The following is a 13,239-nucleotide window of genomic DNA, read 5'->3' on the forward strand; positions in this document are numbered from 1 at the left end:
AAACTGGGAATAACGCCTTAAATGGCGAAGAAACGGTCTAAATAGGCTGATTCAAGGCATTTACGGGAGAAAAGATCGGCTCAAACTGAAAAAATGAAATGACTGAGTCAGCCGAGAAGAATTTCCCCGCTTATTCGCACCTTCCTTAGGTGACCAATACGGCGATCGCCAGGGGACAAGGATCCGTCCATGACAAACGCAAGTCTCAGTCGCAGACCCTTTTACGTATACATTGCCACCCTTTTCATCCTGCTCTTCTCCTTGCTGGGGGGCGCCCTCATCGTGCTGCAGTTCCAGCAGGGCATGCAGCAGGGGCTGGAGCACGAACGTCAGAGCTTCCAGCAATACCGGGAGCAGCTTGCCCTCGCCATCAAGCTGAACCAGCGACCGGCCCGCATGTCCCTGAATCTGCTGCGCAGCGGCCAGCTGTCCGCCATGACAGGGCTGGAGACGCGGCTAGCCTTCCTGCCCCAGCTGGCAGAAGTACTGGCCAACAGCACCAGTTACGGCGCCATCTATGCCGGTTACGAGGACGGCGATTTCTTTCTGGTACGCAAGCTGACCGAACGGGCGAGAGGGGCGTTGGAGGCGCCTCCGCCCGAGAGCCGCCTGCTGGTCCAGAGCCTGCATCAGGGACAGGGAGAGTTCCTCTATTTCGACCAGCGGCTGCGGCTGCTGGAGCGGCGCCCCATGCCGGATTACCGTTTCGATCCACGAGATCGGGGCTGGTACAAGGAGGCGCGCTGGAGCACGGGCATCATAGTGACCCACCCCTACCTCTTATTCACTACCCGGGAGCCAGGCATGACACTGGCGGTGGAGAGCGACGATCGCCGGGCGGTGATCGGGCTCGATGCGGGCGTGGAGGGACTCTCTTCCCTCATCGGCGAGTTGCCCCTGCCCGGTCACAGCCAGCTGGTGCTGTTTGACGAGGTCGGGACCCTGCTGGCCACGGATCCCGAGCGCCTTCCAAGCTTCGAGCAACTGAGCCGCCTGCCCATGCTGTCGGCCCTCAATCACCCCATTCTCACCAGGCTGCAACAGGAGATGGCTGCGCGGCCTGCCCTGCTGCATCACCCCGCCGAGCTGACCCTGGCCACGGTTCAGGGTCAGGAGTGGCTGGTCAACCTCTCCTCCCTCGGGGAAGAGTCCCCGTTTTATCTCGCCCTCCTGGTGCCCACCGAGGTGCTCACCGCCCCGGCGCGCCAGGATGCCCTGCACAATCTCGCCTGGGCCCTTGCCGGTCTGCTGCTCCTGCTGCCCGTCATCTGGCTGGCTGCCCGGCGCACTGCCGCCCCCTTGCTGGTATTGACCGGGGAGGCTGAGCGGATCCAGCACTTCGACTTTGGCGACAGCCCGGGGCCAGATTCGGCGATCCGCGAAATTGACGATCTCGCCCGCGCCATGTCCAGCATGCGCCTGACCCTCGGCAATTTCATGAACATGGGCCGGGCGCTGGCGGCAGAGCATCGCTTCGATTCGTTGCTCAGCCGCATCCTGCACGAGACGGTGGCGGCTGCCCAGGCCGAGGGCGGCTGCCTCTTCCTGGCCCAGGAGAGCGAGATGCAGGCCGTTCACGCCATCTGGCAGGGGCAGCCGCTGGCGTGCGAACAGGTACAGTGGCAGGCGGCGCTGCTCGGCGGCCTCTACCACACGGAGCGCCTCTGCCTGCCCCTCGACGAGGCACAGTGGGCCCGCTACCTCACCGACTGGGGCCCCTTCCCTGGTGCCTGCCAACTGCTGGTCGAGCCCCTTCACAACCACCGTCAGGAGCTGATCGGCTGCCTGCTGCTGATCCTGCCAGACTGCTCGGCCCGCGAACTGGCCTCGCGCATCAGCCTCATCGAGGCGCTGGCGGGCACTTCCTCCTCCGCCATCGAAAACCAGCGCCTGCTGGAGGAGCAGAAGCAACTGCTGGAAGCCTTCATCGAGCTCATCGCCGGTGCCATCGATGCCAAGAGCCCATACACCGGCGGCCACTGCCAGCGGGTGCCGGAACTGGCCAGGATGCTGACCCAGGCTGCCTGCTCACAGCAGACGGGGCCCTTTGCCGATTTCCGGCTCAACGAAGAGGAGTGGGAGGCCATCCATATCGCGAGCTGGCTGCACGACTGCGGCAAGGTCACCACCCCGGAGTTCGTGGTGGACAAGGCGACCAAGCTCGAGACCATCTACGACAGGATCCACGAGATCCGCACCCGCTTCGAGGTGCTCAAGCGGGATGCCCATATCGACGCGCTGGCGGCCCGGCTGCCGGCCTCGGAGCGGCAGGCGGCCGAGGAGGAGGCCGGCCCGCGCTGGCACGCCCTGGACGAGGAGTTCGCCTTCGTCGCCGAATGCAATCTGGGTGGGGAGTGGATGGCACCGGAGAAGCTGGAGCGACTCGCGACCATCGCCAACCGCACCTGGCTGCGCACCCTGGACGATCGCCTCGGCATCAGTCAGGAGGAGCTCAGGCGCCACCCCGGCCCCTCCCCCCTGCCCTGCCGCGAGACGCTGCTCGCCGACAAGCCGGTTCACCTGATCCCCCGCCCCGCCCAGGACAACCTCGCCCGCCACAACCCCTGGGGCTTCAAGGTGCGGGTGCCCGCCCACCTCTACAACAGGGGCGAGCACTACAACCTCGCCATCGGCCGAGGCACGCTCACCGAGGAGGAGCGCTACAAGATCAACGAGCACATCATCCAGACCATCCGCATGCTGGAGCGGCTCCCCTTCCCCCAGCACCTTCGCAAGGTGCCGGAGATAGCGGGAGGCCATCACGAGCGGATGGATGGCACCGGTTATCCGCGCCAGTTGCAGGGGGGGCAGATGAGCATCCCCGCCCGCATCATGGCCATCGCCGACATCTTCGAGGCGCTGACCGCGAGCGACCGCCCCTACAAGTCGGGCAAGACGGTCTCCCAGTCCCTGGCCATCATGCAGAAGATGGTGCAGGAGCATCACATAGACCCGGCCCTGTTTGCCCTCTTCATCGAGAGCGGCATCTGGCGGGACTATGCAAAGCGCTTCCTCGCCCCCCAGCAGCTGGACGAGGCGGCCTGTCAGGCCCTGCTGGCGGAGGCGCACTGAGCCGCCCCTGCCCGCATAAACCCATAAAAAAACGGTCAACCCAGGTTGACCGTTTTTCGCGTGGGGCCGCCTCTTAGAACAGCAGGTGGGCGACGCCGGCGATCACCGGCAGGGTGATCAGGGTGCGCAGCAAGAAGATGACGAACAGCTCCCACAGCTTGACCGGGATCTTGCTGCCCAGCAGCAGGGCTCCCACTTCCGACATATAGATAAGCTGGGTGACCGACATGGCGGCGATCACGAAGCGGGTGATGTCGCTCTCTATGGTGGACGCCAGCACCGCCGGGATGAACATGTCGGCGAAGCCCACCATGATGGTCTTGGACGCGGCTTCTGCCTCCGGCAGTTGCAGCAGCTCCAGCAAGGGAACAAAGGGCGCCCCCAGCCAGTTGAAGATGGGGGTATGCTCCGCCAGCATCAGGGCACAGGTGCCGATCGCCATCACCACAGGCAGCACGCCGAACACCATGTCCAGGGCATTCTTCATCCCTTCCCGCGCCACGGCGCCCATGTCGGTCATGCTGTCGGCCTTGGCCAGGGCGCGCTGATAGCCATAGCTCAGCACGCTGTGCTGGTGGGGGATCGCCTCCTGCTTGCGGCACAGGGGAGTACCGTCGCTGTAGACATCCTTCTTCCAGGAGAGCGGCGGCAGGCGCGGTACCACGATGGCGGCCACCACACCGGCCAGGCAGACGGTCAGGTAGAAGGGGACGAACATGTGCTCCAGCTTCACCTGGGAGATCACCACCAGACAGAAGGTGATGGAGACGGCGGAGAAGGTGGTACCGATGACGGCCGCTTCCCGCTGGGTGTAAAACTTGCCTTCATACTGCTTGCTGGTCAGCAGGATCCCGACGCTGCCATCACCGAGCCAGGAGGCGAAGCAGTCCACCGCAGAACGACCCGGCAGACGGAACACCGGACGCATGATGTGGGTCATCATGGTACCGACAAACTCCAGCAGACCAAAATCCAGCAGCAAGGGCAGCAGCAGGCCCGCAAAGATGAAGACGGAGAACAGTACCGGCAGCAGATCGTGCAGCACCAGGCCGCCGGTCGCCCCTGAGCGCAGTACCTCGGGACCGGCTTCAAAGAAGGTCAACAGCACGAAGACCCCGCCCAGCACCCGCACGCACGCCCAGAAGGGGGAGACGTTGAACAGGCTGTTGAGGAAGGGCCGTTTTACCAGGATCGCCGGTTTGAACAGCCAAGCGATCAGGGTCATCAGCATGGTGGTGGTGATGATGGCGCTGACCATGGCCACCAGATGATCGGCAAACACCGTTTGAACCAGCTTCGCCAACACGGCGACGGGAATGGTGACATTGCCGTCATAGATGACCGGGGTCATGAACAGCAGGATCCCGATCAGTGACGGGATCAAAAACATCAGCACGTTGCGGCGAGTACGGATTGCCGGTGCTTCCAGGGTCTTTTCCAACATATAAACAGCCTTAAATGTGACTTTTCCTTCAGCCGGGCCGCCTGCATACTCATGCCATCGCCCGGAAAACGGGCGCAAGAATAACCCAAAAAACTGCACAAACAAGCCGTTAATTGATCATTTCAAGCATAAATATTTTATCAGGCGAACCATCCATAAGAACAAACCAAAACAGTCATGCATATCGATTCAATTTGAATGGTTAGCATAATGTTTCATACAGGTTACATTCAGGTGCGCAGTATAATCCGCAGCCACTGTCAGGCAATAAGAGACATGAAAAATATATCTATAGGGTGATCCCGTCGATCCTCCCATAAAAAAACCGGAGCCTGTCTGGCTCCGGTCTTGTCACGAACATGATGCTCAATCGCGAACGTAAATGACTTCGACGCCGTCGTCGTCCTCATCGTCCCAGTCGTCATCGTCCAAGCCATCATCGAAGGCCTTGGACGCCGCCAGGGCATCGGCTTCCGCCTTGGCAAGCTGGTTCTTGTGATAGTCATCCCACTTGAACTCCACCTTCTCGATGGCGTCTCTGGCATCTTCCGCCAGCTGACGAGGCATGGTATCCAGCAGATCCAGGATGTCGTAGCACACCTTCTTGGTGCCTTCCTTGCTGATGGCGGTGATGGCGTAGACCGGACCTTCGTGGTTGAGGGCTGCCTTGACTCTGTCCATCACTTCCTGAGCCTCTTCTTCCAGGATCAGGTCCATCTTGTTGAACACCAGCCAGCGCGGCTTGCCCGCAAGCTCGGGGCTGTATTTTTCCAGCTCCCGGACGATGGTCACGGCGTTCTCGGCAGGATCGGAGCCATCCACCGGGCAGATATCCACCAGGTGGATCAGGACGCGGCAACGCTCCAGGTGCTTGAGGAAGCGGATCCCCAGGCCTGCCCCCTCGGCAGCCCCTTCGATGAGGCCGGGAATGTCAGCAATGACGAAGGAGCGGGAGTTCTCGCCACGCACCACGCCCAGGTTCGGTACCAGGGTGGTGAAGGGGTAGTCTGCCACTTTCGGACGGGCCGCAGAAACGGCGCGAATGAAGGTGGACTTGCCTGCGTTGGGCAGACCCAGCATGCCGACATCCGCCAGCAGCAGCAGCTCCAGCCTCAGGGTACGCACTTCACCCGGGGTGCCGTTGCTCTTCTGGCGCGGCGCCCGGTTGACCGAGCTCTTGAAGCGGGTGTTGCCAAGGCCGTGGAAGCCGCCCTTGGCAACCAGCAGCTTCTGATCGTGACTGGTCAAATCCCCCAGCAGTTCACCGGTGTCTTCATCGGTGGCACGGGTACCGACCGGCACGCGCAGGATCTTGTCCTTGCCGCGACGACCGGTACAGTTGGCACTCTGGCCGTTCTCGCCACGCTCGGCGGCGTGGAAGCGCTCGAAACGGTAGTCGATCAGGGTGTTCAGGTTTTCATCGGCCACCAGATACACGTCGCCACCATCACCGCCGTCACCGCCGTCCGGGCCGCCGTTCGGGATGTACTTCTCGCGGCGGAAGCTCACACAACCGTTACCACCGTCACCGGCATCGACTCGAATCTGGACTTCATCAACAAACTTCATAGGTAACCGTCACCTTAATTCGAAAAACCGATACGCAATTATAGTGATACGGGCCCCTTCGGGCGAGGCGCATCTGGCCGATGAGGGCTGTCTGCGCCGGCTCATCCGCGTGCCGTTTTTTCGTCAAACTCATCAGAAAAACAAAAGCCCCGCCAGGTTGGCGGGGCTTCGGATCCTTGCGGTCCGTAATTACTCAGCAACGATGCTGACGTACTTACGATTCTGCGGACCTTTAACTTCGAACTGCACTTTACCGTTCGCGGTAGCGAACAGAGTGTGGTCCTTGCCCAGACCAACGTTCTCACCAGCGTGGAACTTGGTGCCGCGCTGACGAACGATGATGCTGCCAGCCAGAACTGTTTCGCCGCCGAAACGCTTCACGCCCAGGCGTTTAGCTTCAGAATCGCGACCGTTGCGGGATGAACCGCCAGCTTTTTTGTGTGCCATCTATCGGACTCCTCTAATTAAGCGCTGATGCCAGTGATTTTGACTTCAGTGAACCACTGACGGTGGCCCGCTTGCTTACGGTGGTGCTTACGACGACGGAACTTGACGATAGTCACTTTCTCGCCACGGCCGTGAGCCACAACTTCAGCCACAACCTTGCCACCTTCAACGAAAGGAGCACCTACTTTGAAAGTGTCGCCTGCAGCAACCATCAGCACTTCGTTGAAGTCGATGGTAGCGCCAGTCTCAACGTTCAGCTTTTCCAGACGAACGATTTGACCTTCGGCCACACGGTGTTGTTTTCCGCCGCTTTGGAATACCGCGTACATTTGATTAACTCCGTAAAGGCGTGTCTTTTGCTCAAGGCCAGACACGCACAAAAACCTATAACAATGGGCGGGCATTCTACGCAGAACGATTTGCCGAGGCAAGGCCAATTTAGCAAAAAGTTTATTTTGTGCGCATATCTGCCCCCGTGAATAAACGCCTAACTGTAACCCATTGTGAAATCGTGTAGAATCCCCGCCATTGCTAAAAACGCAGTAAATGCTGCCGTCACGTTACGAGACTTATGGACCAACAGACTATCCGTGCGCTCTGTGCCGCCGACATGACGGCGGTCAATGAACTGATCCTGGCGAGACTCCAGTCCGATGTCAGCCTGATCAACCAGCTGGGTTTCTATATTGTCAGTGCAGGCGGAAAACGGATGCGCCCCATGCTGACCGTGATGGCCGCACGCGCACTGGGCTATGAGGGTGAAGATCACCTGAAACTGGCCGCCATCATCGAATTCATTCACACCTCCACCCTGCTGCACGACGACGTGGTCGACGAATCCGACCTGCGCCGCGGCCGGGAAACCGCCAACGCCCTGTTTGGCAACGCCGCCAGTGTTCTGGTGGGTGACTACCTCTACAGCCGCTCCTTCCAGATGATGAGCGAACTCTCCAACCTGAAGGTGATGGAGATCCTCTCCGATGCCACCAATACCATCGCCGAAGGAGAAGTGCTGCAGCTGATGAACTGCAACGATCCGGATACCACGGAAGAGAGCTACATGACGGTCATCTACTGCAAGACCGCCAAGCTGTTTGAAGCCGCGACCCGACTCGCCGCCGTGCTGACCCATCAGCCCGAGCCCGTCGAGCAGGCCATGACCGACTACGGCAAGTACCTGGGTACCGCGTTCCAGATCATCGACGACGTGATGGACTACTGCTCCCAGAGCGAGGAGATGGGCAAGAACGTGGGTGACGATCTGGCCGAAGGCAAGCCGACCCTGCCGCTGTTGCGCGCCATGGAAGTGGGTACCCCGGAAGAGCGTCAACTGGTGCGCGATGCCATCGAGCACCGCAACGGGATGGATCACCTGGAGCGTATTCTGGGCATCCTGGATCGCACCGGAGCTCTCGAATACTCCCGCCAGCGAGCTCGGGAAGAGGCTGACAAGGCCATCGCCGCCCTCGCCATCCTGCCTGACTCCCGGCACAAGCAAGCGCTGGAGACCCTGGCCCACATGGCGGTGCAGCGCAGCGCCTGATGCCAGCCGGCGGACAATAAAAAAGAGGCCCTCTGGCCTCTTTTTTATTGTCCGAATTCCCCGTGCCACTGTCGTATCAACACAGGCTCTAACGGGCCAACGCCCACAAGATGACACCACCTGCCACCACCAGACAGCCGCCGATGCGGCGCAGCTGTTCCGGCGGCAACTCCCCGAGCAGGCGCAGCATCTGCTGCCATGCCCTGGGAGCGAGCAAGGGCCCCAATCCTTCGAAGAGCAGCAGCAACCCCAGCCCCATCAACATGGATGTCAGCATCACCTCTCCCTATCCCTGTTCCCCTGCCGGTCTGTGGCCGGCAAACAAAAGGGCCTGAATCATCAGGCCCTTGGGTCATATCAACACATGTTTACTGCTTGTTGCCGTGCGGCGACTTGAGGTAGCGGAAGAACTCGCTGTCCGGTTTCAGGACCATGAGGTCGTTGCCACCGGCGAAGCTCTTGCGATAGGCCTCCATGCTGCGCACGAAACTGAAGAACTCCGGGTCCTTCTTGTAGCTGTCGGCATAGATCCTGGCGGCTTCGGCATCCCCTTCACCACGCAGTTGACGGGCATTACTCTCGGCGTCGGCGATCATCACGGTCACCTTGCGGTCGATGTCGGCACGCAGGATCTCGGCCTGCTCGCGGCCCTGTGAACGGTGTTCACGGGCAACCGCGGTCCGCTCGGCACGCATCCGCTGATAGATGGAGCTGGAAACTTCCACCGGCAGGTTGATCTGCTTGATGCGCACATCCACCACCTTGATGCCGAGCTCGGAGGAGCGCGCCATCTTCATCAGGGCATCTTCCATCACGGTACTGCGCTCGCCGGAGACGATATCCTTGATGGTGCGGTTACCGATCTCGGAACGCAGGCCGTTGTTGATCTTGCGCTTGAGCAGGTCTTCAGCCTGGATCTTGTTGCCACCACCGGTCGCCAGGTAGTACTTGGAGAAGTCCTCGATCTTCCACTTCACGTAGGAGTCGATGATGAGGTCCTTCTTCTCGGACGTAACGAAGCGATCCGCCTGGCCTTCCAGAGTCTGGATGCGGGCATCCATCTTGCGTACCTGGTCGATGAGCGGCACCTTGAAGTGCAGGCCCGGCTCGTACAGGCGCGGCTCACCGGAGTCGACCCGTTTCACCTTGCCAAACTGCACCACGATCCCCTTCTGTCCTTCATCGACGATGAAGATGGAAGAGAAGCAGACCATGGCGGCCACAGCGATGACACCAATAGCTAGCTTTTTCATCTATCAGTTTCTCCCTGTGCTGAAACGATCACCGCCACGCAGCGGGGTCGGAGTGGAGTTGGCCCCTTCGTTGGACGGCTGCGCCGCCTCGACTGCCGGGGTGCCCGCAGGACGTGCCGGTTGCACGGCATTCGCCTTGCCAGAGAGCTTGTCGAGCGGCAGGTAGATCATGCTGTTGTTGCCGGCCGGCATGTCGACAACCACCTTGTTGGCCTGCTGATAGAGCTCTTCCATGGTTTCCAGGTAGATACGATCACGGGTCAGCTCGGGCGCGGCCTGATACTGGGGCAGCAGCTCGTTGAAGCGAGCGACTTCACCCTTGGCCTTCAACACGATCTGGGACTTGTAGGCTTCGGCCTCCTGCTCCAGACGTTTGACCTGGCCACGAGCCTTGGGCTCCACTTCACGGGCATAGGCTTCCGCTTCACGGATGAAACGCTGCTCATCTTCCTGGGCGGAGATGGCGTCATCAAACGCATCCTTCACCTCTTCCGGCGGACGCGCCGGCAGGAAGTTGACGTCCACGATCTGCAGACCCATCTGATAGGGCTCGATGATGCTGTCGATCACCTGCCAGGTTTCCTGACGCACCTTCTCACGACCCGTGGTCAGCACATCGTCCATCCTGGTGTGACCCACCACGTAGCGCAGGGCGCTGTCGGTGGCCTGGCTCAGGCTCTCGTCGGCGTTGGTCACGCTGAACAGGTACTGCTCGGGATCGACCACGCGATACTGCACGTCCATCTCGACCCGTACCACGTTCTCATCCTGGGTCAGCATGAAACCGGACGCCGGCAGGGAACGGACAGACTCCACGTCCACCGGGATCACCCGGTCGATGAAGGTCGGTTTCCAGCGCAGGCCGGGATCCACGTTGTGGGAGTATTCGCCAAAGCGCAGCACCACGCCTCGCTCGGCTTCGCGAATGGTGTAGAAGCCGCTGACGACCCACACCACCACGGCCACCACCAAGGCGATGGAGAGGCCGAACTTGCCGACGTCACCACCACCGGATTTGCCACCACCGAGCAGACCGCCAAAACGACGGCTCACCTTGCGAAGCATCTCGTCCAGATCAGGGGGGCCCTGATTCTTGCCGTTGTTCCCCCAGGGGTCACGGTCTTTGCCATTGTTACCAGGCTCATTCCAAGCCATCAGCGTCTCCATTAATACATGCGGATGGATATCATCTCTATCGGGCCACAGAGGGGCGATGAAGTCAGCAAACCATTTATGTTCATCGACTCATCAATGCCTGATAAAGCGTTGTAAACTCTCACCTTCTTGTTTCATGAGGCGGTTCCAGTCAGCCAGTTGCAGGCGAACTTCCAGCACAAAGTCCCCCTCCTCGCTGAAACCTTCCTGCTCGATACCTTTCAGCCGATAGAGCGCACTGCGCAGTCTGGCGGCGGAAGGGGGCAGTTGCAGGGTGTGATGCACCATGGAGCCGGCCAGCAGTTCGGTCAGTGCCTGGAACAGGTATTCACTGCCCTCGCCAGTCTGGGCCGACAACCAGACTCGCACCGGTCGTCCAGCCTCATCCCGTTCAAGACCAGCCGGACGATCCCCCAGCTTGTCGATCTTGTTGCAGATCATCAGCTGGGGACGGTCATCTGCCTCGATCTCGGCCAGCACACGCTGGACCGACTCGATATTCTCCTGCATCTGTTCATCGGCGCAGTCCACCACGTGCAGCAGCAGGTCCGCTTCGCGAGTCTCCTGCAGGGTCGCCTTGAAGGCCGCGACCAGATCATGGGGCAAGTGCCGAATAAATCCAACTGTATCCGCCAGGATCACATCACCCACATCCTGGATCACCAATTTACGCAGGGTGGGGTCCAGGGTTGCGAACAATTGGTCGGCAGCATACACGCTGGCATCTGTAAGTTGGTTGAACAAAGTGGATTTTCCGGCGTTGGTATACCCCACCAGAGAAACGGTCGGCACTTCGTTGCGGTTGCGGGCACGGCGCCCCTGCTCCCGCTGCTTGGCCACCTTGTCGAGGCGGCGCAAAATGGCCTTGATGCGCTCACGCAGCAGGCGTCGGTCGGTTTCAAGCTGGGTTTCACCCGGGCCGCGCAGACCGATCCCCCCCTTTTGTCGCTCAAGGTGGGTCCAGCCTCGCACCAGACGAGTGGAAAGATGGCGCAACTGGGCCAGTTCGACCTGCAACTTGCCTTCGTGAGTGCGGGCGCGCTGGGCGAAGATATCGAGGATAAGGCCTGTTCTGTCCACGACCCGGCACTGGAACAGACGCTCCAGGTTGCGCTCCTGGGCGGGGGTCAGGGCATGGTTGAAGATGACCACGTCGGCGTCCAGCATCTGGACCTGGGACGCGATCTCTTCCGCCTTGCCGCTGCCGACAAAAAATTTGGCGCTGGGTGCGCTGCGACTGGTGGTGATCACCCCCAGTGCATTGACCCCGGCCGAGCTCACCAGCATCTTGAGCTCGTCCAGATCCTCCCGCTCGCCCTCATCGCTGAAGTTGACATGTACCAGAACGGCCTGTTCACCAGCTTCGTAACGGTCAAACAAGCGCTTGCTCCTTGACAGGTATCATGATGGATCTGAGTTGGCGAGTGAACTCGCCGCAGGATATCACGCCTCGGCTTCACCCTGCTCTTCACCGGCGGCGCCCGGGGCGTGCTGGTGATGGTTGACGGCACGGGCCGGCACCACGGTGGAAATGGCGTGCTTGTAGACCATCTGGCTCACGGTGTTCTTCAGCAGAATCACAAACTGGTCAAACGATTCGATCTGCCCCTGCAGTTTGATACCGTTCACCAAATAGATAGAAACAGGAATACGCTCACGGCGCAGCGCATTCAAAAACGGGTCTTGGAGAGATTGCCCCTTAGCCATCTTTCTTTTCCTTATAGTTTGTTGTTTTTAAACACCGGATATTCAATATAACAACCTGATTATACAGGAGTGTCAAGCCGGACCAGCTTGGGCGACGACCCTGGCCAGATTGCCAGACTCACCAGATTCCAACCAGGTCACATCAGGCCAACCGCGCAACCAGGTCATCTGACGCTTGGCCAACTGGCGGGTGGCAACAATACCGCGATAACGCATCTCATCATACTCGACTTCCCCCGCCAGGTAGTCCCACATTTGGCGGTATCCCACGCAGCGAATGGAGGGAAGATCCGGGGTAAGATCCCCCCGCTCGTAAAGCGCCCTGACCTCCTGCTCGAAGCCGCTGCCCAGCATCTTGTCAAACCGCTGTTCGATGCGCTGGTGCAGCACGGCCCGATCCCTCGGCGCGATGGCAAACTGCAGCGCCCGGTAGGGCAGCCCCTCTCCCTGTACCTGGGTCAGCTCGGTGAGGGTCTTGCCGCTGATGCGGTAAACCTCGAGCGCCCGGCACAGGCGCTGGGGATCGTTGGGGTGGATGCGGGCACCGGCCACCGGGTCGATGCGCACCAGTTCGTCGTGCAGCGCCTGCCAGCCGAGGCGGGCAGCATCTTCCTCGATGCCGGCCCGAATGGTGGGATCGGCGGAAGGCAGCGGAGAAAGCCCCTCCAGCAGCGCCTTGAAATAGAGCATGGTGCCGCCCACCAGCAGCGGAATGCGGCCACGGTCGGCGATCTCTTTCATCTCCCGCAGGGCATCCTTGCAAAAATCCGCCGCCGAATAGCTCATGGCGGGATCCAGGATGTCGATCAGCCGATGCGGGGCCTGCGCCAGCTCGGCTGGCGTCGGCTTGGCGGTGCCTATGTCCATGCCGCGATAGATGAGCGCAGAGTCCACGCTGATGATGTCGCAGGGCAGGGCCTGGCACAGTTCAATGGCGAGATCCGTCTTGCCGGAGGCCGTCGGCCCCATCAGAAAAATTGCAGTCGGCAAGTCAGCCACGTTAAACACTCCCTTCGGCCGCCCCTTCACGGGCGAGCCGGCATAAAACT

At 60.5% G+C, this 13,239-nt stretch carries 12 protein-coding genes; 2 read left to right on the forward strand and 10 right to left on the reverse strand.

Annotated elements, in window-relative coordinates:
• The first annotated feature begins 189 nt into the window (after positions 1–189).
• Positions 190–3,072, forward strand: coding sequence for an HD domain-containing phosphohydrolase (locus J9893_RS07125; RefSeq protein WP_210600667.1), 2,883 nt, complete (start codon positions 190–192; stop codon positions 3,070–3,072).
• A 73-nt stretch (positions 3,073–3,145) separates the two neighbouring features.
• Here the strand turns inward: J9893_RS07125 and J9893_RS07130 are convergent, their stop codons facing one another.
• The 4 genes from J9893_RS07130 to rplU form a co-directional block, all read right to left on the reverse strand.
• The gene (locus tag J9893_RS07130) at positions 3,146–4,516 is read right to left on the reverse strand and encodes a YjiH family protein (RefSeq protein WP_210600669.1); all 1,371 of its coding nucleotides are present in this window, start codon (positions 4,514–4,516) and stop codon (positions 3,146–3,148) included.
• Between the two features lie 366 nt (positions 4,517–4,882).
• Positions 4,883–6,085, reverse strand: coding sequence for an Obg family GTPase CgtA (gene cgtA, locus J9893_RS07135; RefSeq protein WP_010673200.1), 1,203 nt, complete (start codon positions 6,083–6,085; stop codon positions 4,883–4,885).
• A 189-nt stretch (positions 6,086–6,274) separates the two neighbouring features.
• A complete protein-coding gene (gene rpmA / locus J9893_RS07140) occupies positions 6,275–6,532 on the reverse strand; it encodes a 50S ribosomal protein L27 (protein WP_010673199.1) in 258 nt (85 codons plus the stop codon).
• Positions 6,533–6,549: 17 nt separating this feature from the next.
• Entirely contained in the window at positions 6,550–6,861 is a 312-nt protein-coding gene (gene rplU, locus J9893_RS07145) for a 50S ribosomal protein L21 (protein ID WP_005304210.1), read from the reverse strand.
• A gap of 242 nt (positions 6,862–7,103) precedes the next feature.
• Between rplU and ispB the strand changes: the two genes are divergently transcribed.
• The gene (gene ispB, locus J9893_RS07150) at positions 7,104–8,075 is read left to right on the forward strand and encodes an octaprenyl diphosphate synthase (RefSeq protein ID WP_010673198.1); all 972 of its coding nucleotides are present in this window, start codon (positions 7,104–7,106) and stop codon (positions 8,073–8,075) included.
• Positions 8,076–8,163: 88 nt separating this feature from the next.
• Here the strand turns inward: ispB and J9893_RS07155 are convergent, their stop codons facing one another.
• The 6 genes from J9893_RS07155 to miaA form a co-directional block, all read right to left on the reverse strand.
• Positions 8,164–8,352, reverse strand: coding sequence for a DUF2065 family protein (locus tag J9893_RS07155; RefSeq protein ID WP_010673197.1), 189 nt, complete (start codon positions 8,350–8,352; stop codon positions 8,164–8,166).
• A 91-nt stretch (positions 8,353–8,443) separates the two neighbouring features.
• Positions 8,444–9,328, reverse strand: a complete 885-nt coding sequence (gene hflC / locus J9893_RS07160) for a protease modulator HflC (RefSeq protein ID WP_010673196.1) — start codon at positions 9,326–9,328, stop codon at positions 8,444–8,446.
• 3 nt (positions 9,329–9,331) lie between these two features.
• On the reverse strand, positions 9,332–10,483 hold the full coding sequence (hflK, locus tag J9893_RS07165; RefSeq protein ID WP_010673195.1) for an FtsH protease activity modulator HflK: 1,152 nt from the start codon (positions 10,481–10,483) through the stop codon (positions 9,332–9,334).
• Positions 10,484–10,576: 93 nt separating this feature from the next.
• Positions 10,577–11,863, reverse strand: coding sequence for a ribosome rescue GTPase HflX (gene hflX / locus J9893_RS07170; protein ID WP_010673194.1), 1,287 nt, complete (start codon positions 11,861–11,863; stop codon positions 10,577–10,579).
• A gap of 63 nt (positions 11,864–11,926) precedes the next feature.
• Complete coding sequence (gene hfq / locus J9893_RS07175) at positions 11,927–12,190, reverse strand: RNA chaperone Hfq (RefSeq protein ID WP_011704864.1); 264 nt, start codon at positions 12,188–12,190, stop codon at positions 11,927–11,929.
• Positions 12,191–12,262: 72 nt separating this feature from the next.
• Entirely contained in the window at positions 12,263–13,180 is a 918-nt protein-coding gene (miaA, locus tag J9893_RS07180) for a tRNA (adenosine(37)-N6)-dimethylallyltransferase MiaA (RefSeq protein ID WP_119197807.1), read from the reverse strand.
• Positions 13,181–13,239 lie beyond the last annotated feature (59 nt).

Source organism: Aeromonas sp. MaB10011B (assembly GCF_017939325.1).
Classification (GTDB): Bacteria; Pseudomonadota; Gammaproteobacteria; order Enterobacterales; family Aeromonadaceae; genus Aeromonas; species Aeromonas caviae.

Bases quoted from the DNA above. Each gene is read 5' to 3' on its own strand.
- J9893_RS07125 (WP_210600667.1), top strand. From the start codon at position 190: ATGACAAACGCAAGTCTCAGTCGCAGACCCTTTTACGTATACATTGCC.
- J9893_RS07155 (WP_010673197.1), bottom strand. From the start codon at position 8,352: ATGCTGACATCCATGTTGATGGGGCTGGGGTTGCTGCTGCTCTTCGAA.
- cgtA (WP_010673200.1), bottom strand. From the start codon at position 6,085: ATGAAGTTTGTTGATGAAGTCCAGATTCGAGTCGATGCCGGTGACGGT.
- hflC (WP_010673196.1), bottom strand. From the start codon at position 9,328: ATGAAAAAGCTAGCTATTGGTGTCATCGCTGTGGCCGCCATGGTCTGC.
- hfq (WP_011704864.1), bottom strand. From the start codon at position 12,190: ATGGCTAAGGGGCAATCTCTCCAAGACCCGTTTTTGAATGCGCTGCGC.
- rpmA (WP_010673199.1), bottom strand. From the start codon at position 6,532: ATGGCACACAAAAAAGCTGGCGGTTCATCCCGCAACGGTCGCGATTCT.
- ispB (WP_010673198.1), top strand. From the start codon at position 7,104: ATGGACCAACAGACTATCCGTGCGCTCTGTGCCGCCGACATGACGGCG.
- hflK (WP_010673195.1), bottom strand. From the start codon at position 10,483: ATGGCTTGGAATGAGCCTGGTAACAATGGCAAAGACCGTGACCCCTGG.
- rplU (WP_005304210.1), bottom strand. From the start codon at position 6,861: ATGTACGCGGTATTCCAAAGCGGCGGAAAACAACACCGTGTGGCCGAA.
- J9893_RS07130 (WP_210600669.1), bottom strand. From the start codon at position 4,516: ATGTTGGAAAAGACCCTGGAAGCACCGGCAATCCGTACTCGCCGCAAC.